The following is a 21989-nucleotide window of genomic DNA, read 5'->3' on the forward strand; positions in this document are numbered from 1 at the left end:
CAACGGGCCACCAGGTGAGCAGGAGGCGTGCGCACATGGGCATGAGCGTGACCATTTCGGCGGCGGTTGCCGAGGACACCGAGCAGATCCTCAAACTGCAGTACCTGGCGTTCCAGCGCGAGGCCGAGCTGTACGGCAACTACCGCATCCAGCCGCTCACCCAGACCCTGGACTCCCTGAAGGCGGAACTCGCGTCCGACACCGTGCTCGTCGCCCGGCTCGGCGAGGAAGTGGTGGGCACCGTGCGCGGCCGCATCGACGAGGACGGCGCCGGCAGCATCGCCAAGCTGTGCGTGCACCCCCGCCTCCAGGGCCACGGCCTCGGCGCCCGCCTCCTGCACGCCGTCGAGGAGGCCCTCGGCGGCCGCGAGTCAGCACCCACCCGCTTCCGCCTGCACACCGGCCACAAGAGCGAGTCGAACCTGCGGCTGTACCGCAAGGCGGGCTACGTGCAGGTCGGCGGGCGCACCGCGTCCGACGGCGTGCGCCTGGTGGTCCTGGAGAAGGAGAGGGCGGCGGGCGCCGCCGACTTCGCGGTCAGCGCCTGACGCGCAGCCAGAGCATCCCGGTGACCGGCAGGATCACCGGGATGAACAGGTAGCCCATCCCGAACTGCGACCACACGGTGGCGTCCGGGAAGGCCTCGGGGCGCAGCAGCGTCCAGGTGCCGACGACGAGGACGCCCGCCAGCTCGGCGGCGCAGCACAGCAGCGCCGCCCTGCGGGCCCGCTCGCCGCCGCGCACCAGCGAGTACGTGATGAAGCAGTACACGAGTGCGGCCGCGCCGGTCAGCGTGTACGGCAGCGGTGCCCGGTCGAACTCGGTCGAGATCTGGTAGACGGAGCGCGAGACCGCGCCGACCGTGATCACGCCGTACAGCCAGACGAGCAGCAGCCCGGGGCCGGAGACGAGCCGCCGCGGGACGGGGGCCGCGGGGGCGTCCGGGGCGGCCTCGGCGCCTTTCGCCGCTGCCGGGGTGTGGTCCGTGTCAGGCACCGGGGGTCCCCCAGATGTCGTAGAGCCGTACTTCGAGGACGGCGAGGACCACCGCGCCGGCGGCCACCGTCACCGATCCCCACTTGGTGCGCTCGCTCAGCGAGAGCAGCCCGGCGGCCGGGACCGCGGCGAACGCGCCGACCAGGTACGCCAGGAAGATCACAGAGCTCTCGTCGGGCCGCTCGCCGCGGGCCAGCATCACGATGCCGACCACCAGCTGGGCCAGGACCAGCAGGGTCACCACACCCATGCCGATGAAGTGCCAGTCCTTGGTGGGCTGGTTCCGCAGGGCGGCGAAACCGCACCAGGCGGCGAGGGCGAGGGCGGCCGCGCCGATGGCGACCGTCAGGGCGTCGAGCATGCAGCGAGCGTATTACGGGCCGGGGGACCGGCTGCGCGCGCCCCTGCGCGGGCCGCCGCGCACGACCCGCCGGACCGTGAAGGCGGGGTGTCCGGAGACGACCGGTCGTGTCCGGTATCCGACTCATGATCGTCCGCTATTCGGACATAATTGATCGGTCAAGGGATATGTCTGGTTTACTGGGGCCCATGACCACGACGAGCAGCCGCACCCTTGCGACCGAGGCGACGATGACGCCCGGTGCTCGTTGTATGTGTCGAATGTGCGCTTTCTGAGGGCCCCTCTCCACCCGTCCCGCGCCCCGAAGCGAGACCGGCCGAGCCCGTCCGCCCCGCACCTGCCCCGCAGGACGGAACGGACCGCTCCTGCCCCGCGCCTACGTGGAAACCGCCGCATGAATCCGGTTTGACCCGTATCGCGCCCCAGATGTTTGCCCGTGCACGGCGCCCAGCGCACACTGCTGCGCCGCGCACTCGACAGCGACGGAAATCCTGTGATCACCACATCGGGCCTCACGAAGGTCTACCAGTCCCGTGGCCGCGAGGTCACCGCCCTGGACGGCGTCGACCTCCATGTCCGCGAAGGCGAGGTCTTCGGCGTCATCGGCCAGAGCGGCGCCGGCAAGTCCTCCCTCATCCGCTGCGTCAACCTGCTGGAGCGCCCCACCTCCGGCACCGTGACCGTCGACGGCGTCGACCTCACCGCCCTCGCCGGCCGCGGCCGCCGCGCCGGCCGGGAGCTCCGCGAGGCCCGCAGCCGCATCGGGATGGTCTTCCAGCACTTCAACCTGCTGTCCTCGCGGACCGTCCAGGCCAACGTCGAACTCCCCCTGGAGATCCTCGGCACCCCCTCCCGCGAGCGCTCCCGCAAGGCCCTCGAACTCCTCGACCTCGTCGGCCTCGCCGACAAGGCCAAGGCCTACCCGGGCCAGCTCTCCGGCGGTCAGAAGCAGCGCGTCGGCATCGCCCGCGCCCTCGCCGGCGACCCCAAGGTGCTCCTCTCCGACGAGGCCACCAGCGCCCTGGACCCGGAGACCACCCGCTCCATCCTCCAGCTGCTGCGCGACCTCAACCAGCGCCTCGGCCTGACCGTCCTGCTCATCACGCACGAGATGGACGTCGTCAAGACCGTCTGCGACTCCGCCGCCCTCATGAAGCGCGGCCGGATCACCGAGTCCGGCACCGTCGCCGAACTCCTCGCCACCCCCGGCTCCGAGCTCGCCGAGGAGCTGTTCCCCCTCACCGGCGCCGCCGGCGGCCCCGACCGCACGGTCGTCGACGTCACCTTCCACGGGGACGCCGCCACCCAGCCGGTCATCTCCCAGCTGTCCCGGACCTACAACATCGACATCTCGATCCTCGGCGCCGCGATGGACACCGTCGGCGGACGCCAGGTCGGCCGCATGCGCATCGAGCTGCCCGGCCGCTACGAGGACAACGTCGTGCCCGTCGGCTTCCTGCGCGAACAGGGCCTCCAGGTCGAGCCCGTCGACACCGCCGGCCCCGACCTCGACACCGAGATCGCCGAACTCGTCAAGGAAGGTGCCAAGTGACCTGGTCCGAGATGCAGCCCCTGCTCACCCAGGGCACGTACGACACGCTCTACATGGTGCTGTGGTCCACCCTCGTCACCGTGCTGGGCGGCCTGCCCGTCGGCATCCTCCTTGTCCTGACCGACAAGGGCGGCCTCCTGCAGAACCGGCCGCTCAACAAGGTCCTCGGCGTGGTCGTGAACATCGGCCGCTCGCTGCCGTTCATCATCCTGCTGATCGCCCTGATCCCGGTCACGACCGCCGTCGTCGGCACCTTCATCGGCCCCACCGCCATGATCGTCCCGCTGGCCATCGGCGCCATCCCCTTCTTCGCCCGCCTCGTCGAGACCGCCGTCCGCGAGGTGGACCACGGCCTCGTCGAAGCCGTCGAGTCCATGGGCGGGGGAGTCCCGACCATCGTCGCCAAGGTGCTCCTGCCCCAGGCCCTGCCCTCGCTCGTCGCCGCCGTGACCACCACCCTGATCACCCTCGTCGGCTACTCGGCCATGGCCGGCGCCGTCGGCGGCGAAGGCCTCGGCTCCAAGGCCGTCACCTACGGCTTCCAGCGCTTCGAGACCGGCTTCATGCTCGCCACCGTCGCCGTCCTCATCGCCCTCGTCACCGTGATCCAGCTCATCGGCGACGGCGCCGTACGCCTCCTCGCCCGCCGCGGCCGCACGGCCTGACGCCGGCCCGCCCGGCGGCCCCCGAACCACCCACCCCCCGAAAGCCCGCACTTGTCGTGCTTGGGCCACCACCTGCAAGACCTGCGCACGACCCGCGCACTTGCACCGCAATGAAAGGCACTCTTCGTGCGTAAGAACACCAAGCCCACCCTCCTCGCCGCAGCGACCGCAGCCCTCGCCCTCGGCCTCACCGCATGCGGCAGCGCCTCCGACCCCTCCTCCTCCGCCGCGTCCGGCGGCGCAGCCGACGACAGCAAGCCCCTCGTCGTCGCGGCCTCCCCGAGCCCGCACGCCGACGTCCTGAACTTCGTCAAGGACAAGCTGGCCGCCAAGGAGGGCCTCAAGCTGGAGGTCAAGGAGTTCACCGACTACGTCCTGCCCAACACCGCCACCGAGCAGGGCCAGGTCGGAGCCAACTACTTCCAGCACAAGCCGTACCTCGACGACTTCAACAAGAAGAACGGCACCCACATCGTGCCCGTCGCCAACGTGCACCTGGAGCCCCTCGGCCTCTACTCCAAGAAGGTCAAGGCGGTCACGGACCTCCGGCCCGGCCACACCGTCGCCGTGCCCAACGACACCACCAACGGGGGCCGCGCCCTCCAGCTCCTCGCCGCCAACAACCTGATCACCCTCAAGGAGGGCGTCGGCACCAGCGCCAAGCTGTCCGACATCACCGACAAGAAGGGCCTGGAGTTCAAGGAGCTGGAGGCCGCCACCGTCCCGCGCGCCCTGAACGACGTCGACGCCGCCGTCATCAACGGCAACTACGCCCTGGAGGCGAAGCTCTCCCCGGCCAAGGACGCCCTCGTCCTGGAGAAGTCCGAGGGCAACCCGTACGCCAACTTCCTCGCGGTCAAGGCAGGCAACGAGAAGGACCCGCGCGTCCAGAAGCTCGCCAAGCTCCTCAACTCCGACGAGGTCCGCGCGTTCATCGAGGAGAAGTACCAGGGCTCCGTCACCCCGGCCTTCGGCACCCCCGCCTCCTGACCCCGCTCCCGCGCCCGCACCGGGCGCGGCCGCCCCGGGCACACGGCCCCGCACACCCGACCGGGCGTGCGGGGCCGCACGCTGCCCGCGAGCGGGCAGGGGCGGCCATGCACACAGGCCGTTCGATGCTGCATGCTGTGGCTGGACGGCCCGCACGACGGCGCCCCCGCCCACCCGGTCCCGCACCACGGTCGCCCCACCTCCCAGGCATGGAGCTGCGCATGACTACCACCTTCCCGGACGTCACCATCAGCACGGACCGGCTGGTGCTGCGCCCCTTCGACGTGGAGGACGTCACCGCGCTCGCCGAGATGATGAACGACGAGCACGTCACCGCCTGGACCCCCGCACCGCACCCCTACACCCACGCCGACGCCCACGGCTGGGCCACCCGGCACTCCCACGCCGAACGCACCAGCGGCCGCGGCATCGTCTTCGCCGTCGCCGAGTTCCTCACCCAGCGCCTCGTCGGCACCGTCCACCTGAAGAACACCGACTGGCGCACCCGCAGCACCGAGGCCGCCTACATCACCGCCCCCTGGGCCCGCGGCGAGGGCTACGCCGGCGAGTCCGTCCTCGCCGTCGCCCAGTGGCTCTTCCGCGACCTGGGCTTCGAACGCCTCGAAATGCGCACCGCCGCCGACAACACCGCCTCCCAGCAGGTCGCCCAGAAGATCGGCTGCATCAGCGAAGGCGTCCTGCGCAACGCCTGGATAGCCCGCATCCAGAACGGCGACGGCAGCTGGAGCCACGCCCGCACCGACCTCATCGTCTGGAGCCTGCTGCCCGAGGACCTCGAAGACGCCGACGCGTACGGTGCCTCCGACGGCTACGGCTACGGCAACGCCCTCGCCCGCCCCGTCGAGACCGGCGGCCTGCGCGTCGGCGCAGACTGGAACTGACGCCCCGCCCCGCCGGGCCGCCCCGGCGGCACGACCGGCCCCCGACCGCCCTTCCCCCCACCACCCCAGGAGACAGACGACGATGGCCGACCGGGTCACGGTGATCGGCTGGGACGGCTCCCCCCTGACCGCGGCCGCCCGCTCCGCGCTCTCCGCCGCCACCCTCGTCGCCGGCGCCGCCCACCACCTCGCCCTCCCCGAGGTGCCGCCCGCCGCCGAACGCATCCGCCTCGGCAGCCTCGGCCTCGCCGCCCGCCGCATCGCCGGACACCGCGGCAGCGCCGTCGTCCTCGCCGACGGCGACCCCGGCTTCTTCGGCGTCGTCCGCACCCTGCGCGCCCCCGAGCACGGACTGGAGGTCGAGGTCGTCCCCGCCGTCTCCTCCGTCGCCGCCGCCTTCGCCCGCGCCGGCATGCCCTGGGACGACGCCCAGGTCGTCGTCGCCCACCCCCGCACCCTGCGCCGTGCCGTCAACGTCTGCCGCGCCCACGGCAAGGTCGCCGTCCTCACCTCGCCCGGCGCCGGACCTGCCGAACTCGCCCTGCTGCTGGGGCCCGTGCACCGCACCTTCGTCATCTGCGAGGAACTCGGCACCGCCCGCGAGCAGGTCACCGTCGTCACCTCCGACAAGGCCGCCGACCACACCTGGCGCAACCCCAACGTCGTCATCGTCATCGGCGGCCAGACGGTCTCCGCCGACCCCGCCTGGATCCTCGGCCAGAACCCCGCCCGCACCGCCGAACGCGGCTGGGCCCGCCCCCAGGACGGCACCGGCGAAGGCGAGTCGGCCACCCTGCGCGCCGCACAGCTCGCCCGGCTCGGCCCGCGCACCGGCGACCTCGTCTGGGACATCGGCGCCGGCTCCGGCGCCTTCGCCGTCGAGGCCGCCGCCTTCGGGGCCGCCGTCATCGCCGTCGACGCCGACCCGCAGGCCTGCGAGCGCACGGCCGCCGCCGCCCGCGCCCGCGGAGTACAGCTCCAGGTCCTCGCAGGCCGCGCCCCGCACGTCCTGGAGGACCTCCCCGAACCCGACGTCGTCCGCGTCGGCGGTGGCGGCGCCGACGTCGTCGCGGCAGTCGCCGAACGCCGCCCCGAACGGATCGTCAGCCACGCCTCCACCCGCGACGAGGCCGAGGCGATCGGCCGGGCCCTCGCCGAGGGCGGATACGCCGTCGAATGCGCCCTCCTGCAGTCCGTCGGGCTCGACCCCCTCACCTGGAGCGAACAGGACCGTACCGTCGTGTTCCTCCTGGCAGCCCGGCGCCCGGTGAACCACCGGGCCTGAGCCCGGGGTAGGCTGGCCGATCGTCGTACTGCCCTGGTACGCCCAGGGACGGCGGCACAACAAGACGCGCGACGTGGCGCAGTCCACAGCAGACCGCGGCGGTTTCGGCCGCCGCGGCGGCGAACGGGCGCGACAATGCTTACTGGTTGTCGCAGGGTGCGTACGCGGACGACGCGTCGCACGGCAACCCCGCTCGTTGGTCTTGTGGGCGCCGGGCGATCGAAGAGGCAACACGATGGGCGAGGGGTACGCATGACCGACACCGGCCAGGTACCGGGCGAGGGACTCCCGGACAACGCGGGCATGGTGGACCAGCAGGGCATTCCGGCTCAGGTCCCGCAGCCGGGCGCCTACGCCTTCCAGGACCTCGTGGACAACCCTGCCGAGGCCGAGGACGAGGAACTCCTGCTGATGCCGAGCGGCCACGGCCACGGCTCGTGGAGCGACCCGCAGGTGGTCCCGCCGGCGCCGGCCTACCCCGTCGAGACCTCCTACGGCGACGCCCCCTACGCCGACTACGCCGACCCGCACGCCGCCTACGCCGGACCCGCCCACCCCGCGCCGGCCGCCTTCCCCGACCCCGCCGACGCCTCGTACGGCGCCGGCGTGCACGAGGCCGGGGGCCGCGACTCCGGCTCCCTGGACCTCGGCGGGATGGTGCCGCCGCACGCCGCCGCGCCCGCCGCACCCGCCGCCCCGCCCCGCCGGCCGCTGCACATGGGCCCCGCCGTGCCCGAGGCCACCGGAGTGGTCCGCTCCCTCGCCGACCGCGGCCCGGCCGCCCCCGTGCCGCCCGCCCCGACCGCGCCGCTGGGCGCCCCCGTCCCGCCCATGCCCATGCGCCAGGCAGGCCCGCCGACCACCGGCCCCGAATACCTGGACGTGCCCCGGCAGGACGTCCCTGCACAGGCGGCCCCGCAGCTCGGCGAGGTCCCGCCGCAGGCCGGCGTGCCCTGGGGCGCCGAACCGGTGCCCGCGGCACAGCCCGCCGCCGCGCAGGCGTTCCCCGCCGCGGAGCAGGCGCAGCCGCAGCCCGCCCCGGAGCAGGCGCAGCCGCAGCCCGCCCCGGAGCAGGCGCAGCCGCACCCGGAGCAGCAGGCGCAGCCCGTCCCGGCGCCTGAGGCGGCAGTGACGGCCGAGACGCCCGAGACGGCCCCCGAGGCCGAGGCCGCAGCCGCTCCCGCGCCGGAGGCCACCCCGGTGGTGGAGGCCGCCGCCCCCGAAGCCGCACCGGCTGCCGAGGCCGTTCCCGCCCCTGAGGCCGTCCCTGCGCCCGAGGCCGGTGCGGAGGTCCCCGAGGCCCCGCAGCCGGAAGCCGTACAGCCCGAGGCCGTACAGCCCGAGGTCGTACAGCCGGAGGCCGTGGCCCAGCCGGAGGCCGCCGAGGCTCCTGCCGCGGAGGCCCCCGCAGAGGCGCCCGCCGCGGAGGCGCCGGCGGCTGAGGCCCCCGCCGAGCCGGTCGCCGTCCCGCAGGCCGTTCCCGCGGACCCGCAGGCCGCCGAGGCGCCCGCCGAGCAGACCGCTCCCGGTGAGGCAGCCGAAGCCGCCGCCCCCGCGCAGCCCGCCGAGGCCGTCCAGGCCGACGCCCCCGCGGCGCCGGAGGCCGCCGCCGAGGGCGCCCCCGCCGCCGGGCAGCTGCTCGCCGCGCAGGCTCCCGCCGAGCAGGAACAGGCGCCCGGGGCGCCCCAGACCCCCGAGCAGCCCGCCGAAGCCGTCGTCCAGCCGGCCGCAGCCGCGCCCGCAGCCGCGCAGCCTGTCGACGAGCCCGTCCCGGCCGCCGAGCCCGCCGCCCAGGCGGACGCCCCCGCCGAGGCCCCGGCCCCGGCCGAGGCCCCCGCGGACCCGGCCGCCGCCGAAGCCGCCGCCCCGGCGCCCGCCGAGGGAGCCGAGCCGCAGGAGCCCGCCGCCCCCGCCGGCGAGGCCGCCCCCGGCTACGCCGACGCCGAGCGCGAGGCCGTCCTGCGGGTCATGCGCGAGCGCCGCGACATCCGCAACGGCTTCCGCACCGACCCCATCCCGCACGAGGTGCTGCTGCGCGTCCTGGAGGCCGCGCACCACGCGCCCAGCGTCGGCCACTCCCAGCCCTGGGACTTCGTCGTCATCCGCTCGGCCGAGACCCGCCGCACGATGCACGAGCTCGCCCAGCGCCAGCGCGAGGCCTACGCCAAGTCGCTGCCCAAGGGCCGGGCCAAGCAGTTCAAGGAACTGAAGATCGAGGCCATCCTCGACACCCCCGTCAACATCGTCGTCACCGCCGACCCCACCCGCGGCGGCCGCCACACCCTCGGCCGGCACACCCAGCCGCAGATGGCCCCGTACTCCTCCGCGCTCGCCGTGGAGAACCTCTGGCTCGCCGCGCGCGCCGAGGGCCTCGGCGTCGGCTGGGTCAGCTTCTTCGACGAGCGCGAGATGGTCCGCGAGCTCGGCCTGCCCGAACACCTCGAAGTCGTCGCCTACCTGTGCGTCGGATATGTCGACGAGTTCCCCGAGGAGCCCGAGCTCGCACAGGCCGGCTGGTCGCAGCGCCGGCCGCTCGCCTGGGTCGTCCACGAGGAGACGTACGGCCGCCGCGCCCTGCCCGGCGAGGCGCCGCACGACCTGCTCTCCGAGACCGTCGCCAGCATCCGCCCGCTCGACGCCAAGGCGCTCGGCGAGGCCTGGGAGCGGCAGAAGCGCATGACCAAGCCCGCCGGCGCCCTCGGCATGCTGGAGATCATCTCCGCGCAGCTCGCCGGGCTGTCCCGGGTCTGCCCGCCGCCGATCCCCGAGCCCGCCGCGGTCGCGATCTTCGCCGGCGACCACGGCGTGCACGCCCAGGGCGTCACCCCCTGGCCGCAGGAGGTCACCACGCAGATGGTGGCGAACTTCCTCGGCGGCGGCGCCGTCTGCAACGCCTTCGCCAACCAGGTCGGCGCCGAGGTCTGCGTCATCGACGTGGGCGTCGCCGGCGACCTCCCGGCCACCCCCGGCCTGCTGCCCCGCAAGGTCCGCCCCGGCACCGCCGACCTCACCGCAGGCCCCGCGATGACCCGGGAAGAGGCCGTCGCGGCCATCGAGGTCGGCATCGAGACCGCCCGCGACCTCGTCGCCGCCGGCAACAAGGCCCTGCTCACCGGTGAGATGGGCATCGCGAACACCACGGTCTCCGCCGCCCTCATCTCGGTGTTCACCGGCGCCGACCCCTCGGAGGTCACCGGCCGCGGCACCGGCATCAACGACGAGACCCACGCCCGCAAGGTGGACGTCGTCCGCCGCGCCCTGGAACTGCACCAGCCCGACCCCGCGGACCCCATCGGCGTCCTCGCGGCCATCGGCGGTCTGGAGCACGCGGCGATCGTCGGCCTCCTCCTCGGCGGCGCCTCCCTGCGCACGCCCGTCATCCTGGACGGCGTCAGCGCCGGAGCGGCCGCGCTGGTGGCCCGGGCCATCGCCCCCGAGGCGCTCTCCGCGTGCATCGCCGGGCACCGCAGCGCCGAGCCCGGGCACGTCGCCGCGCTCAACAAGCTCGGCCTGCGGCCGCTCGTCGACCTGGACCTGCGGCTCGGCGAGGGCACCGGGGCGCTCCTCGCCCTCCCGCTGGTGCAGAGCGCTGCCCGCGCGATGCACGAGGTCGCCACGTTCGACTCCGCGGGAGTCACCGAGAAGTAGGACCGTCCCGCTGCGCGGGGCCGATCCCCTCCCCGCCCCTTCCCGGAACCGGGGCTCCGCCCCGGACCCCGTACGTGGGCTCCGCGCCCGTACCCTCAAACGCCGGGCGGGCTGGGATCAGCCCCGCCGGCGTGTGAGGCGCGTGGTCCGAAAGGCCCCGCGCAGCGGTCGGCGGGCCGGGTCGTATCGTGGACTCGCACACCCGAAACCGCACGTCACACCGGACAGGCCGCTCCAGCGCAGCAGCGGCAGCAGACCACCGCCGTCCCAGGAGCCGCACCGCCATGGCACATCCGGCACACCCCGCGTACCCCGTAGGCCTCCGCCTCGCCGGCCGCCGCGTCGTCGTCATCGGCGGCGGGCAGGTCGCCCAGCGCCGCCTTCCCGCGCTCGTCGCCGCGGGTGCCGACATCCTGCTCGTCTCGCCGTCCGCCACGCCGTCCGTCGACGCCATGGCGGAGACCGGCGAGATCCGCTGGGAGCGCCGCCGCTACCGCGAGGGCGACCTCGCCGGCGCCTGGTACGCCCTGATCGCCACCCAGCACCGCGAGGTCAACGAGCAGGCGTCCGCCGAGGCCGAGCGCGAGCGGGTCTGGTGCGTCCGCGCCGACGACGCCTCCGCCGCCACCGCGTGGACGCCGGCCACCGGCCGCGTCGAGGGCGTCACCGTGGCCGTGCTCACCGGCAACGACCCGCGCCGCTCCGCGGCCGTCCGCGACGCCGTCGTCGAGGGGCTGCGCGACGGCACCCTCGCCGCGCCCGGCCACCGCCGCCGCGCCGAGGGCGGGCCCCGCGTCGCCCTCGTCGGCGGCGGCCCCGGCGACCCCGACCTGATCACCGTCCGCGGCAGGAGGCTCCTCGCCGAGGCCGACGTCGTCATCGCCGACCGGCTCGGCCCCCGCGACCTCCTCGACGAGCTCCCCCCGCATGTGGAGGTCATCGACGCCGCGAAGATCCCGTACGGCCGCTACATGGCCCAGGAGGCCATCAACAACGCCCTCGTCGAGCACGCCAAGGCCGGCAAGGCCGTCGTCCGGCTCAAGGGCGGCGACCCGTACGTCTTCGGCCGCGGCATGGAGGAGCTCCAGGCCCTCGCCGAGGCCGGCATCGCCTGCACCGTCGTCCCCGGCATCTCCAGCTCCGTCTCGGTGCCCGCCGCCGCCGGCATCCCGGTCACCCACCGAGGCGTCGCCCACGAGTTCACCGTCGTCAGCGGACACGTCGGCCCCGACGACCCGCGCTCCCTGGTGGACTGGGCCGCGCTCGCCCGGCTCACCGGCACCCTCGTCGTCCTGATGGGCGTCGACAAGATCGGCCTGATCGCCGAGGCCCTCGTCCGCCACGGCCGCCCCGCCGACACCCCGGTCGCCGTCGTCCAGGAGGGCACCACCGCGAACCAGCGCCGCGTCGACGCCACCCTGGCCACCGTCGGCGAGCGGGTCCGCACCGAGGACGTCCGCCCGCCGGCCGTCATCGTCATCGGCGAGGTCGTCCGCGTCGCGGCGGCCCCCGCGACCTGAGCCCGACCCGGCGCCCCGCAAGGGGCGTTGGCACCCCACCCCGGACAAGGCAGTATCACCCTGTGGCTGATCTCATCACCGTCGACGACCCCGACGACCCGCGCCTGCGCGACTACACCGGCCTGACCGACGTCGAGCTGCGCCGCCGCCGCGAACCCGAGGAGGGCCTCTTCATCGCCGAGGGCGAGAAGGTCATCCGGCGGGCCAAGGACGCCGGGTTCGAGATGCGGTCGATGCTGCTGTCCGCGAAGTGGGTCGACGTCATGCGAGACGTCATCGACGAGCTCCCCGCCCCCGTGTACGCGGTCACCCCCGAGGTCGCCGAGCGCGTCACCGGCTACCACGTGCACCGCGGGGCGCTCGCCTCCATGCAGCGCAAGCCGCTGCCCGAGCCCGCCGAACTCCTCGCGGAGGGCGGCTCCGGGCGCCGCATCGCCGTCTTCGAGGGCTTCGTCGACCACGCCAACCTCGGCGCCGCCTTCCGCAGCGCCGCCGCCCTCGGCATCAGCGCGATACTCCTGTCCCCGGACTGCGCCGACCCGCTCTACCGGCGCGCCATCAAGGTGTCCATGGGATCGGTCTTCTCGGTGCCGTACGCCCGCCTCGCGGACTGGCCGGCCGACCTGGAGAAGGTGCGCGCGGCCGGCTACCGGATCCTCGCCATGACGCCCAGCCCGCAGGCCGCCTCCCTGGACCAGGTCCCGCCGGAGCGCTTCGAACGCTGCGCGATCATGCTGGGCTCGGAGGGGCACGGCCTGTCGACGCACGCCCTGCGCGCCGCCGACGAGTGGGTGCGCATCCCGATGGCCGAGGGCATCGACTCCCTGAACGTCGCCGCGGCCTCCGCGGTCGCCTTCTACGCCACCCGCCCGCACCGGCAGGCGTGACGCGGACGGCGCCGGGGCCCGCGGCCCCGGCGCTCAGAGCTTCTGCGCGGCCGCGATCCCGAGCGCCACGACCAGCGTCACCACCACGAACACGATCAGCCGCTGCCGCATCAGCCGCGGGTCCGGCCGCGACGGCCGCCGCCCCGCCCCCGTCGTCCGCGGCACCGGACGGCCGCCCGACCGGCCGCCGGTCGGCCGCGACGACGGCCCGCCGCCCCTGTTCCGCGGCGACGACGGCCGCGACGGCGGACCGCCCTGCGCACCCTTCACGGCCCTGCTGCCCGCCCCCTGCGGCGCGGGCGTGCGGCCGGTGCGCCGCTCCGCCCGCTCCTCCGGGAACGGCTGGGTCAGCCGTCCGGTGGGCCGGTCGGTCCGCACCCGCTGCGCCGGGGGGCGGCCGTCCGACAGGCCCTGCGCCTCCCGGGCCGCGATCTCCTTCAGCCGCATCGACAGCTGGAGCGTGCTGGGCCGGTCCTCGGGGTCCTTCGCCAGGCAGGCCCGCACCAGCGGCGCCAGCGCGTCCGGCACGCCCACCAGGTCCGGCTCCTCGTGCACGACCCGGTACAGCATCACCTCGGAACTGCCGTGCCCGAACGGCGAGTCGGCGGTCGCCGAGTAGGCGAGGGTGGCGCCCAGCGCGAACACGTCGGTGGCGGGCGTGACCGCCGCCCCGCGGACCTGTTCGGGCGCGAGGAACCCCGGGGAGCCCACGGCCGTCCCCACGTGGGTCAGCGTGCTGGCGCCGGTCGCCCAGGCGATCCCGAAGTCGATGATCCGAGGCCCCTTGGGCGACAGCAGGATGTTCGACGGCTTGAGGTCCCGGTGGACGACGCCCGCCTCGTGCACCGCGACCAGCCCCTCGGACAGGGCGGCCCCGATCGCGGCGATCTGCGCCGCCGTCAGCGGGCCTTCCTCGGCGACCTTGTCGTGCAGCGACGGGCCGGGCACGTACTGGGTCGCGAACCACGGGCGCTCCGCCTCCAGGTCCGCCGCCACCAGGCGCGCCGTGCACCCGCCGCGGATCCGCCGGGCGGCGGACACCTCGCGGGCGAAACGGGAGCGGAACTCCTGGTCCTCGGCCAGGTCGGGGCGGATCACCTTGAGCGCGACGCGCTGCCCCCGCCGGTCGGAGCCCAGGTAGACCACGCCCATGCCGCCGGCGCCGAGCCGCCGGTGCAGCCTGAACGAGCCGACGACACGCGGGTCCTCGCGCCGGAGCCGCATCATCGCCATGTCCACCCCGCTGACCCGTCGTCCTGTTGACGTGGCACAGCTTACGGACCATCCGCCACGAGCGCTCAGAGGCCGCGCCCTCACCGGGGCAATCGCTCGTCAGTGCGCGGGGACCCCCGCGGGGGTGCGGAACCCCGCCGTAACCGCCCCCGCCCGGCACCGTGCGGAGGCAACAACGCCCTTTTCTGGACAGGTGGTTGAGGGGTCATCGGATACAGCGGCGCCCGGGGCGGTCCGGAGGGCGGGTGCGTGCGCCGGGCGCACCGCCGGGGCGATCACAGTGCACCCGGTCCGGGGACCCGCATGTGCGGGGAGTGACGGAAGTGAGCGAACTCACCACGCTGTGGTCATCCCCCTCCGGGAAGACCCCCACGAAGGGGAGGCGGCCTCCAACCAGGGGAGTACACGCAGGCGGCCCCGTCATCCTCCCGGAGGCCTGCCAATGGGTACGCGGGCACGACGCCGCGTGCCCCCGCCGTGCCTAGTGTGGTGGTCATGCGGCGGGCGCACTCTCGTCCCCCGAGGTCACGCGCCCGCCGTATCCAGACGACAGGGAGAAGGACCATGGCGGACACGGCACGGCACGGGCGCAAGTCATTCGCGTTCCACGCCCACGAGTCCGGAACGCGCCACCCGCTGGTGGCCGCGGCCATGGTCCTCCCCCTGGCCGCCCTCCTGCTCTTCCTCTTCGGGGGGTTCGAGCAGGTGGCGGCGCAGGCGTCGTCCGTGGGCGCGATGCTGGGGCGCTGAGCGGCGCCCCGCCCGGGAGAGCGGCCCGGGCAGCGGCATCGGCCCGCCGAACCCCGTGGGGACGGGGGAGCGGCGGACGGCAGGTGAAGGGTGCTGCCCGTGCGACTGGGGAGTCGGACGGGCAGCACGCTCTTTTGCCCTCCCGCCGTGCCGCGGTTGCCGCCGCGGCGTTCCGTAACCTGCTGTGCGAGGGCCGGTGGCCCAGTCACGCACAGGCGGGGAGCAGCGATGAACCAGGAGCATGCCGCCCGGCGCCTCGGGAAGGGCGCGGTGCCCGCGCCGGCCGCACCGCTGCCCGCCGCACTGGCCGCGTACGCCACCGGCGAGCCGGAGCCGGCGTACCGGCTCCTCGCCGAGCGCGAGGACGGCACGGTCGTGCGCTGCGGGCAGGTCGTGGCCAAGGCTCACGCCGCCGACAGCGATCCCGAGGAACTGGCCGTACGGATGCGGATCGCCGCCGACCGGGCCCTCGCGGGGGTGCTGCTCCCGCCGCTGCGGCCGGTGGCGGGTCTGCTGCGGGGCCGGCCGGTGTCGCTGTGGCCGTACGGGGACCCGGTCGACGCCGAGCGCCCGGAGGACGCTCCGTGGGAGGCGGCGGCGGAGCTGCTGGCGGCGCTGCACCGGGTCCCGCTGGCGGCCCTGCCCGGGCCGCTGCCCGCCATGCGGGGCCCGGCGAAGCTGGCGCGGGCCCTGGGCCGGCTGGCCCGCGCGGGCGGCCCGGACCGCGGCCCCCGCCCGGACGCGGACTCCGCGCCCGCCCCGGGCGGCAGCCGGGGCGGCTCCGGCCTGGGCCCCCAGGCCGTCTGGGACGCGGCGCGGACCCTGCCCGCGTGGGCGCGCGGGGAGGCCCCGGCGCCGGGCGGCGGGGTCCTGTGCCACGGCGACCTCCACCTGGGCCAGTTGGTGCGGGGGAGCGCCGCGGGCGGAGGCTGGCGGCTGATCGACGTCGACGACCTGGGGGTGGGGGCGCCCGCCTGGGACCTGGCCCGGCCCGCCGCCTGGTTCGCCGCGGGGGTCCTCGGCAGCAGCGCCTGGGGCCGGTTCCTGGAGGCCTACCGGGCCGCGGGCGGCCCGGCCGCGGGGCCCCCCGGCTGCGACCCGTGGCCGGCCCTGGACACGGCGGCCCGCGCCCTGACCGTGCAGACGGCCGCGCTGGCCCTCGCCAAGGCCGCGGAGAACCGGCGCAGGCTCGACGACGTGGAGCGGCTCATGGTCGAATCCTGTGCCCGAATCGGCACGCTCCCGCCCGACTTGGCAGGCACCCGTCCGGCGTAGGGTGAGGGCGTCCCTGCACCGGGCGGGCGCCCGGTGCCGACGCACGACGGCGAGGAGTTGGTCCGGCCATGCAGTGCCCGAAGTGCCACGCGATGATGCACACCTACAACCGCAACGGCGTCCAGATCGAGCAGTGCAGCGGCTGCCGCGGCATCTTCCTCGACTACGGGGAGCTGGAGGCGCTGACCCGGCTGGAGTCGCAGTACACCGCCGGCCAGTACGGGCAGGTCCCGCCGCCGGCCGCGCCCCCGGCGCCGTACCCGGCCCCGCATGCGGCGCCGCACGCCGCTCCGGCCTGGGGCGCCCCGCACCACGGGCACCACGGCCACCCCGGGCACCACCGCAAGGGCTTCGGGCGCATGCTGTTCTCGTCCTGATCCCCCGGCCGCACACGCGGAAGCCCCGGCCGTCGAGACGGCCGGGGCTTCCGGTCGGTGCGCGATACTGGGATTGAACCAGTGACCTCTTCCGTGTCAGGGAAGCGCTCTCCCGCTGAGCTAATCGCGCGGGCCACGGCTGTGCAGCCGCAGGTGAAACGGTGTTGCAGGTACTGCGTGCGCGATACTGGGATTGAACCAGTGACCTCTTCCGTGTCAGGGAAGCGCTCTCCCGCTGAGCTAATCGCGCGGGGGATCCGAAGATCCTGTGGACGATACTGGGATTGAACCAGTGACCTCTTCCGTGTCAGGGAAGCGCTCTCCCGCTGAGCTAATCGTCCTTGGAGGTGGAGACGGGATTTGAACCCGTGTAGACGGCTTTGCAGGCCGTTGCCTCGCCTCTCGGCCACTCCACCTCGGAGTTGCAGGGTATCTCGGGAAGATCCCCCACTCAGAGCGGACGACGAGACTCGAACTCGCGACATCCACCTTGGCAAGGTGGTGCTCTACCAACTGAGCTACGTCCGCACCGTCACCCTGTTCGCTCCGGGGTTTCCCCCTTCGCTCCCTGGCGACGTGTTGAACTCTAGCGGATTCCCGGGCCAGCTCAAAAACGCGTTTCCGCAGCGTGCTGCCGCCCGATCACCACCGGTCACCCGCCGGTCACCTCCCCGGCGCCTTTCGGCCACCGGGCCTAGACTCGCAGCCGTGCACGACCTGCTTCCCCTGGCCCGCTTCGGCGGCCTCCTCGCGACCGACCTCCGCGACGTCACCAGCGACCCCGCGGCCCTGGACTCCTCCGGCTTCTGGGCGGTGGCCGCCGACTTCGAGGGGCGCCTGGTCTGCGCGCGCTTCGGGGACATACGCCCCGACCCCGTCCCGGAGCCCGTCCCCGGAGCCTGGCGCGGCCCCGCCGCCGACCGGTGGTCCTCCTCCCTGGACCGCGCGGCCTACACGGCGGGCGTCCGCCGCATCCGCGAGCACATCGCCGCCGGCGAGGTCTACCAGGCCAACCTGTGCCGCGTCATGTCCGCACCGCTGCCCGACCCCGACCGCGCCGACGTCGACGCCCTGACCGCACTGCTGGCCCGCGGCAACCCGGCCCCCTATGCAGGAACGATCCGCCTGCCGGCGCACGGAGTGGAGATCGCCACCGCCTCCCCGGAGCTCTACCTGCGCCGCTCCGGCCGCCACGTCGAGTCCGGGCCCATCAAGGGCACCGGCCGCACCGCCGCCGACCTCCTCCCCAAGGACCACGCCGAGAACGTGATGATCGTGGACCTGGTCCGCAACGACCTCGGCCGCGTCTGCGCCACCGGCTCCGTCGCCGTCCCCGAACTGTGCGCCGTCGAGGAGCACCCCGGCCTCGTCCACCTCGTCTCCACCGTCAGCGGGGAACTCGCCGAAGGCGCCGGCTGGCCCGAACTGCTCGCCGCGACCTTCCCGCCCGGCTCGGTCACGGGCGCCCCCAAGTCCTCGGCGCTGCGGATCATCGAGGCGCTGGAGACGGCCCCGCGCGGCCCCTACTGCGGCGGCATCGGCTGGGTGGACGCCGATCGCGGCCTCGCCGAGCTCGCCGTCGGCATCCGGACCTTCTGGATCGACCGCCGGGCCCCCGGCGGCGCCCGCCTCCTCTTCGGCACCGGCGCCGGCATCACCTGGGGATCCGACCCCGAGCGCGAATGGGCCGAGACCGAGCTGAAGGCCGCCCGCCTGCTGGAGGTAGCGTCGGGCTCCCGGGCGGTGACAGGTGCCCCCGGGTGAGCGGAGGGATCGTACGGTGAGGATCTGGCTCGACGGCGCACTGCGGGACGCCGACCACGCGCACGTGTCCGTGTTCGACCACGGGCTGACGGTCGGCGACGGCGTGTTCGAGACGGTGAAGGCGGAGCGCGGGAAGGCCTTCGCACTCACCCGCCACCTGGAGCGGCTCGCCCGCTCCGCCCGCGGCCTCGGACTGCCCGAGCCTGACCTGGACGAGGTGCGCCGCGCCTGCGCGGCCGTCCTCGACGACAGCCCCGTCCCCCTGGGCCGCCTGCGCATCACCTACACCGGCGGCATCTCCCCCCTCGGCTCCGACCGCGGAGACAGCGGCCCCACGCTCCTCGTCGCCCTCGGCGCCGCCACCCGGCGGCCCGACACCACCGCCGTGATCACCGTCCCCTGGGTGCGCAACGAGCGCTCCGCAGTGGCCGGCCTCAAGACCACCTCGTACGCCGAGAACGTCGTCGCCCTCGCCGCCGCGAACAAGGCCGGCGCCTCCGAGGCCCTCTTCGCCAACACCGTCGGCCAGCTGTGCGAGGGCACCGGATCCAACGTGTTCGTCGTCCTCGACGGCGAGCTCTACACCCCGCCCGTCTCCTCCGGCTGCCTCGCCGGCATCACCCGCGCCCTCGTCGCCGAGTGGGTGGGCGCCAAGGAGGCCGACCTCCCCTTCGCCGCCCTGGAGCAGGCCGAGGAGGTCTTCCTCACCTCCACCCTGCGCGACGTCCAGGCCGTCCACCGCATCGACGGCCGCACCGCCCCCGCCGCCCCCGGACCGGTCACGGCCCGCGCCGCGCGGATCTTCGAGGAGCGCGCCGCGGACGACCTCGACCCGTAGGCCGGCCGCGCCCGAGGGCGCCGGCCTCCGAATTCGCTGTCGTACGGGGCCCCGCGGCGGGTACACATCCCTGATGACCACCACGCTGCGGCCGAGCGGGCCGCTCCAGGAGGGCGCCGCCGGCGCCCGCTCGCGCCCGTACGAGATCCGGGTCAACAGCCGGCGCGTCGGCGCCCTGCTCCTCGCCTGCGACAGCGCCTTCGGGCCGGCCGTCGGCGAGATCCGCGACCTCGCCGTCGACGAGCCCGACCGGAGGCGCGGGCGCGCCACCGTCGGCGCGCTCGCCGCCGAGGAGGTCCTGCGCGGCTGGGGCTGCCGGCGCGTCCAGGCGTCCGTGCCCGCCGACTCCCCGGGCGGCCTGCGCATGGCCGCCTCCCTCGGCTACACCGAGTACAGCCGCGCCATGGCCAAGGAGCTCCCCGACGCCCCGCCCGCCCTGCCCGCCGGGACCGCGGGCCGGCCGATGACCGCGCAGGAGTACGCGCGGTGGCTGCCCGCCGCCGTCGACGGCTACGCCGAGGACATGGCTAGCCGGGGCATGCCCGCCGCGGCGGCGCGGCGGAAGGCCGAGGACGACCACGACCGACAGCTGCCGCAGGGAGGCGACACGCCCGGCAACGACCTCCTCGTGCTGGAGGCGGCCGGGGAACCGGTCGGACACGTCTGGACCGGGCCCTCCGCATCCGGCGCGTACGTCTACGACGTCGCGGTCGCAGAGGCGCACCGCGGGCGCGGGCACGGCCGCTCCCTGATGCTCCTGGCCGAACGGGCCGCGCTCGCCCGCGGCCACCGCACGCTCGGCCTCCAGGTCTTCGCAGGGAACACGCCCGCCCTGCGGCTCTACGAGTCGCTGGGCTACCGCCCGGTCCGGTTCACCTACGGCAAGGACCTGCTCTGAGCCGCCGAACCGGCCCCGGCTACGCGCCTTCGGCCAGCAGCCGGTCCGCGATCTCCTCAATGCGGGCCCGCAGCCCCTCCTGGCTCTTGCCGCCGTCGAGGCGCTCGCCGCCGATCACGTACGTCGGGGTGCCGGACACCCCGATCGCCTTGCCCTCGGCCTGGTCGGCGTCCACGATCAGGATGTGCCGGCCGTCGATCAGAGCCGTGTCGAACTCCTCGGCATCCAGGCCGAGTTCGCGCGCCACGTCCAGCAGGACCGCCTCGCCGCGGTCGGCGAGCTCGGCGGTCCGGGCCAGTACCGCCTCCGCGTACGGCCAGCCCTGCCCCTGCACGGCCGCCTCCTCGGCGGCCTGCGCGGCGGCGAAGGCGTGCTTGTGCTTCTCCAGGGGGAAGTGGCGCAGCCGGATGTCCAGCCGGTCGCCGTAGCGGGCGCGCAGGGCCCGTACGTCGTCCAGGGCGCTGTGGCAGTCCGGGCACTGGAGTTCGCACCAGACGTCGAGGATCACGGAATCGGTCATGCCGACAGTCTCCCAGCCGCCCGGCCGCGCCCGGCCCGCGCACCCCCGGCGGAGGAGACCGACCCGGAGATGTCCCGGAGATCGGCGCCGGAGCCCCGGGGATCGTGGCCGCTCCGGCGGCCGGCGGTGCAGGATGGAGGGAGCGGGGAACGAAGAGGGCCCCGACAGCCGCCCTGGAGGACCGCATGCTCGCCGAGACCGTATGTTCCGCGCTGGCCGCGGCGGGCCTGGGCATCGCCGCGGTGACCGCGTTCCGCAGGCGCTACCTCACGGCCACCAGGATCGCCGCGTACGCCCTGGTCCCCGCGGGCCTGGTGCTGACCGGCGTCGTCGAGTGGGCGGCGGGGATCGTCTTCCAGCCCGCCGTCTGGGTCGGCTTCGGCCTGCTGGGCCTGTCCTGGCTGCTGCTGGCGGCCACCAGGGCCGTCGAGCGGCGCGGCGCGGGCAAGGCGCGCAAGGCCGCCGAGGCCTCCGGCCCGCAGGCCGTCGCCCCCGCCGCGGCGGCGCCCCAGGTCGGCCGGGGGAGCCGCCCGCCGGCCGCACCGGGCCGGGCGGCCGCTCCCGAGGAGGACTTCTCCGACATCGAGGCCATCCTGAAGAAGCACGGCATCTGAGCCGGCGCCCCGCCGCCCGCCCCCGCATTGCCGCGCCGGTGACCGGAAGGGGTGAACGCGGCCGCCGCACAGGCGTGTTGGGGCCGGCCCCGCACCGTGTGTGGGCCATCATCGCCCCGACATGCCGGACACACCGCACGGGGCGCCGGCCGCACCGGCCCGGACGCCCGCCACGGCCCCCGCTCACGCCGCCGAGGAGCAGCGCGGCTGCCTCTTCGCGCTCTCGCAGCCCCCGCTGATGATCTTCCTAGCGGTGGTCGGCACCCTGCTGCTGCTGGCCGGCGTGCACGACCTGTTCCTGCTCTGAGCGGCCCGCCGGCCCCGCGTCGGCCTCCTTGCGCCGCGCCCGGTACGCCGCCACGTGCAGCCGGTTCCCGCAGGTCCGGCTGTCGCAGTAGCGCCGGGAGCGGTTGCGGGAGAGGTCCACGAAGGCCCGCCGGCAGTCCGGCGCCTCGCAGCGGCGCAGCCGCTCCTCCTCGCCCGCGACGACGATGAACGCGAGCGCCATCCCGCCGTCGGCGGCCAGGTGGTCTCCCAGGGAGGCGCCGGGGGCGAAGTAGTGCACGTGCCAGTCGTAGCCGTCGTGGTCGGTGAGCTGCGGCGTGGTTCCCGCCGTCGCCACCAGCTCGTTGATCAGCGAGGCCGCGGCGCGGGCGGTCGGCGCGGCGAAGACCTGCGCGAACTTGCCCCGGACCGTCCGCACGCCCGCCAGGTCCCGCACGCCGAGCTCGCCGACGTCGCTGATGTCGTACTCCCGGACGAAGGCGCGCAGCGAGCCCAGGTCCGCGAGGCCGTCGGGCTGGTCCGCCTCGGCGGCCGTGTTCACCAGAGCGACGACGACGTCGAGCGCTCGACGGGTGTCGTGGGGGATCTGCACGGAACTCGCTCCCTGTGGCCGGGCCTGCTGCGACGGG

Annotated in this window: 22 protein-coding genes and 5 tRNA genes; 17 read left to right on the forward strand and 10 right to left on the reverse strand. The window is 75.0% G+C overall.

The features are described 5' to 3' along the window. Window positions 1–35 precede the first annotated feature (35 nt). Window positions 36–548: a GNAT family N-acetyltransferase gene (locus MUK52_RS25425; RefSeq protein ID WP_114056813.1), complete on the forward strand. Its 513-nt coding sequence runs from the start codon at window positions 36–38 to the stop codon at window positions 546–548. Here the strand turns inward: MUK52_RS25425 and MUK52_RS25430 are convergent. Both MUK52_RS25430 and MUK52_RS25435 read right to left on the reverse strand, forming a co-directional pair. Next, entirely contained in the window at window positions 538–996 is a 459-nt protein-coding gene (locus MUK52_RS25430; RefSeq protein WP_502963596.1) for a hypothetical protein, read from the reverse strand. The genes MUK52_RS25425 and MUK52_RS25430 overlap by 11 nt on opposite strands. Further along, on the reverse strand, window positions 989–1357 hold the full coding sequence (locus MUK52_RS25435) for a hypothetical protein (protein WP_114056812.1): 369 nt from the start codon (window positions 1355–1357) through the stop codon (window positions 989–991). Before MUK52_RS25435 ends, MUK52_RS25430 begins: the two co-directional genes overlap by 8 nt. A 493-nt stretch (window positions 1358–1850) precedes the next feature. On the opposite strand from MUK52_RS25435, the gene MUK52_RS25440 reads away from it, so the two are divergent. From MUK52_RS25440 to MUK52_RS25475, 8 genes are all read left to right on the forward strand, one after another. Beyond that, window positions 1851–2909, forward strand: coding sequence for a methionine ABC transporter ATP-binding protein (locus MUK52_RS25440; RefSeq protein WP_114056811.1), 1059 nt, complete (start codon window positions 1851–1853; stop codon window positions 2907–2909). Next, a complete protein-coding gene (locus MUK52_RS25445) occupies window positions 2906–3574 on the forward strand; it encodes a methionine ABC transporter permease (RefSeq protein ID WP_114056810.1) in 669 nt (222 codons plus the stop codon). The genes MUK52_RS25440 and MUK52_RS25445 overlap by 4 nt, the downstream gene beginning before the upstream one ends. 126 nt (window positions 3575–3700) lie before the next feature. Continuing rightward, window positions 3701–4564, forward strand: a complete 864-nt coding sequence (locus MUK52_RS25450; protein ID WP_284580276.1) for a MetQ/NlpA family ABC transporter substrate-binding protein — start codon at window positions 3701–3703, stop codon at window positions 4562–4564. Window positions 4565–4785: 221 nt separating this feature from the next. Beyond that, complete coding sequence (locus tag MUK52_RS25455) at window positions 4786–5466, forward strand: GNAT family N-acetyltransferase (protein WP_114056808.1); 681 nt, start codon at window positions 4786–4788, stop codon at window positions 5464–5466. Window positions 5467–5548: 82 nt separating this feature from the next. Further along, window positions 5549–6751 carry a precorrin-6y C5,15-methyltransferase (decarboxylating) subunit CbiE gene (gene cbiE, locus MUK52_RS25460; protein ID WP_114056807.1) on the forward strand — a complete coding sequence of 401 codons (1203 nt, stop codon included), beginning with the start codon at window positions 5549–5551 and terminating at the stop codon, window positions 6749–6751. 252 nt (window positions 6752–7003) lie between these two features. Further along, window positions 7004–10399 carry a nicotinate-nucleotide--dimethylbenzimidazole phosphoribosyltransferase gene (gene cobT / locus MUK52_RS25465; RefSeq protein ID WP_284580279.1) on the forward strand — a complete coding sequence of 1132 codons (3396 nt, stop codon included), beginning with the start codon at window positions 7004–7006 and terminating at the stop codon, window positions 10397–10399. 284 nt (window positions 10400–10683) lie between these two features. After that, on the forward strand, window positions 10684–11919 hold the full coding sequence (gene cobA / locus MUK52_RS25470; protein WP_114056805.1) for a uroporphyrinogen-III C-methyltransferase: 1236 nt from the start codon (window positions 10684–10686) through the stop codon (window positions 11917–11919). Window positions 11920–11981: 62 nt separating this feature from the next. Beyond that, complete coding sequence (locus tag MUK52_RS25475) at window positions 11982–12806, forward strand: TrmH family RNA methyltransferase (protein WP_114056804.1); 825 nt, start codon at window positions 11982–11984, stop codon at window positions 12804–12806. Window positions 12807–12839: 33 nt separating this feature from the next. Here the strand turns inward: MUK52_RS25475 and MUK52_RS25480 are convergent, their stop codons facing one another. Further along, window positions 12840–14039 carry a serine/threonine-protein kinase gene (locus tag MUK52_RS25480; RefSeq protein WP_114058820.1) on the reverse strand — a complete coding sequence of 400 codons (1200 nt, stop codon included), beginning with the start codon at window positions 14037–14039 and terminating at the stop codon, window positions 12840–12842. A 564-nt stretch (window positions 14040–14603) separates the two neighbouring features. Here MUK52_RS25480 and MUK52_RS25485 point away from each other — a divergent pair. The 3 genes from MUK52_RS25485 to MUK52_RS25495 all read left to right on the forward strand — a co-directional run bounded on the left by MUK52_RS25485 (window position 14604) and on the right by MUK52_RS25495 (window position 16441). Next, window positions 14604–14789 carry a hypothetical protein gene (locus MUK52_RS25485; protein ID WP_114056803.1) on the forward strand — a complete coding sequence of 62 codons (186 nt, stop codon included), beginning with the start codon at window positions 14604–14606 and terminating at the stop codon, window positions 14787–14789. Between the two features lie 228 nt (window positions 14790–15017). Further along, window positions 15018–16064, forward strand: coding sequence for a phosphotransferase family protein (locus tag MUK52_RS25490; RefSeq protein WP_114056802.1), 1047 nt, complete (start codon window positions 15018–15020; stop codon window positions 16062–16064). 68 nt (window positions 16065–16132) lie between these two features. Next, window positions 16133–16441, forward strand: coding sequence for a TFIIB-type zinc ribbon-containing protein (locus MUK52_RS25495; RefSeq protein WP_114056801.1), 309 nt, complete (start codon window positions 16133–16135; stop codon window positions 16439–16441). A 58-nt stretch (window positions 16442–16499) separates the two neighbouring features. On the opposite strand, the gene MUK52_RS25500 is transcribed toward MUK52_RS25495, so the two are convergent. The 5 genes from MUK52_RS25500 to MUK52_RS25520 form a co-directional block, all read right to left on the reverse strand. After that, window positions 16500–16571: transfer RNA gene (locus MUK52_RS25500), tRNA-Val, on the reverse strand. 48 nt (window positions 16572–16619) lie between these two features. After that, window positions 16620–16691 (reverse strand) — tRNA-Val (locus MUK52_RS25505). 19 nt (window positions 16692–16710) lie between these two features. Continuing rightward, a tRNA-Val gene (locus tag MUK52_RS25510) sits at window positions 16711–16782 on the reverse strand. Between the two features lies 1 nt (window position 16783). Next, window positions 16784–16857, reverse strand: a tRNA-Cys gene (locus MUK52_RS25515). Window positions 16858–16896: 39 nt separating this feature from the next. Continuing rightward, window positions 16897–16969 (reverse strand) — tRNA-Gly (locus MUK52_RS25520). 180 nt (window positions 16970–17149) lie between these two features. Here MUK52_RS25520 and MUK52_RS25525 point away from each other — a divergent pair. The 3 genes from MUK52_RS25525 to MUK52_RS25535 all read left to right on the forward strand — a co-directional run bounded on the left by MUK52_RS25525 (window position 17150) and on the right by MUK52_RS25535 (window position 19941). Next, the gene (locus MUK52_RS25525) at window positions 17150–18205 is read left to right on the forward strand and encodes a chorismate-binding protein (protein WP_162793272.1); all 1056 of its coding nucleotides are present in this window, start codon (window positions 17150–17152) and stop codon (window positions 18203–18205) included. A 16-nt stretch (window positions 18206–18221) separates the two neighbouring features. After that, on the forward strand, window positions 18222–19043 hold the full coding sequence (locus tag MUK52_RS25530) for an aminotransferase class IV (protein ID WP_114056799.1): 822 nt from the start codon (window positions 18222–18224) through the stop codon (window positions 19041–19043). A gap of 73 nt (window positions 19044–19116) precedes the next feature. Beyond that, window positions 19117–19941, forward strand: coding sequence for a GNAT family N-acetyltransferase (locus MUK52_RS25535; RefSeq protein WP_114056798.1), 825 nt, complete (start codon window positions 19117–19119; stop codon window positions 19939–19941). Between the two features lie 19 nt (window positions 19942–19960). Here the strand turns inward: MUK52_RS25535 and MUK52_RS25540 are convergent, their stop codons facing one another. Beyond that, on the reverse strand, window positions 19961–20461 hold the full coding sequence (locus MUK52_RS25540) for a DsbA family protein (RefSeq protein ID WP_284580290.1): 501 nt from the start codon (window positions 20459–20461) through the stop codon (window positions 19961–19963). A 185-nt stretch (window positions 20462–20646) separates the two neighbouring features. Here MUK52_RS25540 and MUK52_RS25545 point away from each other — a divergent pair, with 185 nt between their 5' ends. Together MUK52_RS25545 and MUK52_RS25550 are read left to right on the forward strand one after the other, a co-directional pair. Then, a complete protein-coding gene (locus tag MUK52_RS25545; protein WP_114056796.1) occupies window positions 20647–21075 on the forward strand; it encodes a hypothetical protein in 429 nt (142 codons plus the stop codon). A 121-nt stretch (window positions 21076–21196) separates the two neighbouring features. Beyond that, window positions 21197–21382, forward strand: coding sequence for a hypothetical protein (locus MUK52_RS25550; RefSeq protein WP_114056795.1), 186 nt, complete (start codon window positions 21197–21199; stop codon window positions 21380–21382). On the opposite strand, the gene MUK52_RS25555 is transcribed toward MUK52_RS25550, so the two are convergent. Beyond that, window positions 21323–21952 carry a CGNR zinc finger domain-containing protein gene (locus MUK52_RS25555; RefSeq protein WP_114056794.1) on the reverse strand — a complete coding sequence of 210 codons (630 nt, stop codon included), beginning with the start codon at window positions 21950–21952 and terminating at the stop codon, window positions 21323–21325. The two genes, MUK52_RS25550 and MUK52_RS25555, sit on opposite strands and share 60 nt — an antisense overlap. Window positions 21953–21989: the final 37 nt, after the last annotated feature.

Origin of the sequence: Streptomyces sp. 2P-4 (assembly GCF_030167965.1) — a bacterium.
Lineage (GTDB): Bacteria > Actinomycetota > Actinomycetes > Streptomycetales > Streptomycetaceae > Streptomyces > Streptomyces globosus_A.

Bases quoted from the DNA above. Each gene is read 5' to 3' on its own strand.
- MUK52_RS25455 (WP_114056808.1), top strand. From the start codon at position 4,786: ATGACTACCACCTTCCCGGACGTCACCATCAGCACGGACCGGCTGGTG.
- cobT (WP_284580279.1), top strand. From the start codon at position 7,004: ATGACCGACACCGGCCAGGTACCGGGCGAGGGACTCCCGGACAACGCG.
- MUK52_RS25435 (WP_114056812.1), bottom strand. From the start codon at position 1,357: ATGCTCGACGCCCTGACGGTCGCCATCGGCGCGGCCGCCCTCGCCCTC.
- MUK52_RS25480 (WP_114058820.1), bottom strand. From the start codon at position 14,039: ATGGCGATGATGCGGCTCCGGCGCGAGGACCCGCGTGTCGTCGGCTCG.
- MUK52_RS25485 (WP_114056803.1), top strand. From the start codon at position 14,604: ATGGCGGACACGGCACGGCACGGGCGCAAGTCATTCGCGTTCCACGCC.
- MUK52_RS25540 (WP_284580290.1), bottom strand. From the start codon at position 20,461: ATGACCGATTCCGTGATCCTCGACGTCTGGTGCGAACTCCAGTGCCCG.
- MUK52_RS25550 (WP_114056795.1), top strand. From the start codon at position 21,197: ATGCCGGACACACCGCACGGGGCGCCGGCCGCACCGGCCCGGACGCCC.
- MUK52_RS25535 (WP_114056798.1), top strand. From the start codon at position 19,117: ATGACCACCACGCTGCGGCCGAGCGGGCCGCTCCAGGAGGGCGCCGCC.
- MUK52_RS25545 (WP_114056796.1), top strand. From the start codon at position 20,647: ATGCTCGCCGAGACCGTATGTTCCGCGCTGGCCGCGGCGGGCCTGGGC.
- MUK52_RS25425 (WP_114056813.1), top strand. From the start codon at position 36: ATGGGCATGAGCGTGACCATTTCGGCGGCGGTTGCCGAGGACACCGAG.
- MUK52_RS25495 (WP_114056801.1), top strand. From the start codon at position 16,133: ATGCAGTGCCCGAAGTGCCACGCGATGATGCACACCTACAACCGCAAC.
- MUK52_RS25490 (WP_114056802.1), top strand. From the start codon at position 15,018: ATGAACCAGGAGCATGCCGCCCGGCGCCTCGGGAAGGGCGCGGTGCCC.
- cobA (WP_114056805.1), top strand. From the start codon at position 10,684: ATGGCACATCCGGCACACCCCGCGTACCCCGTAGGCCTCCGCCTCGCC.
- cbiE (WP_114056807.1), top strand. From the start codon at position 5,549: ATGGCCGACCGGGTCACGGTGATCGGCTGGGACGGCTCCCCCCTGACC.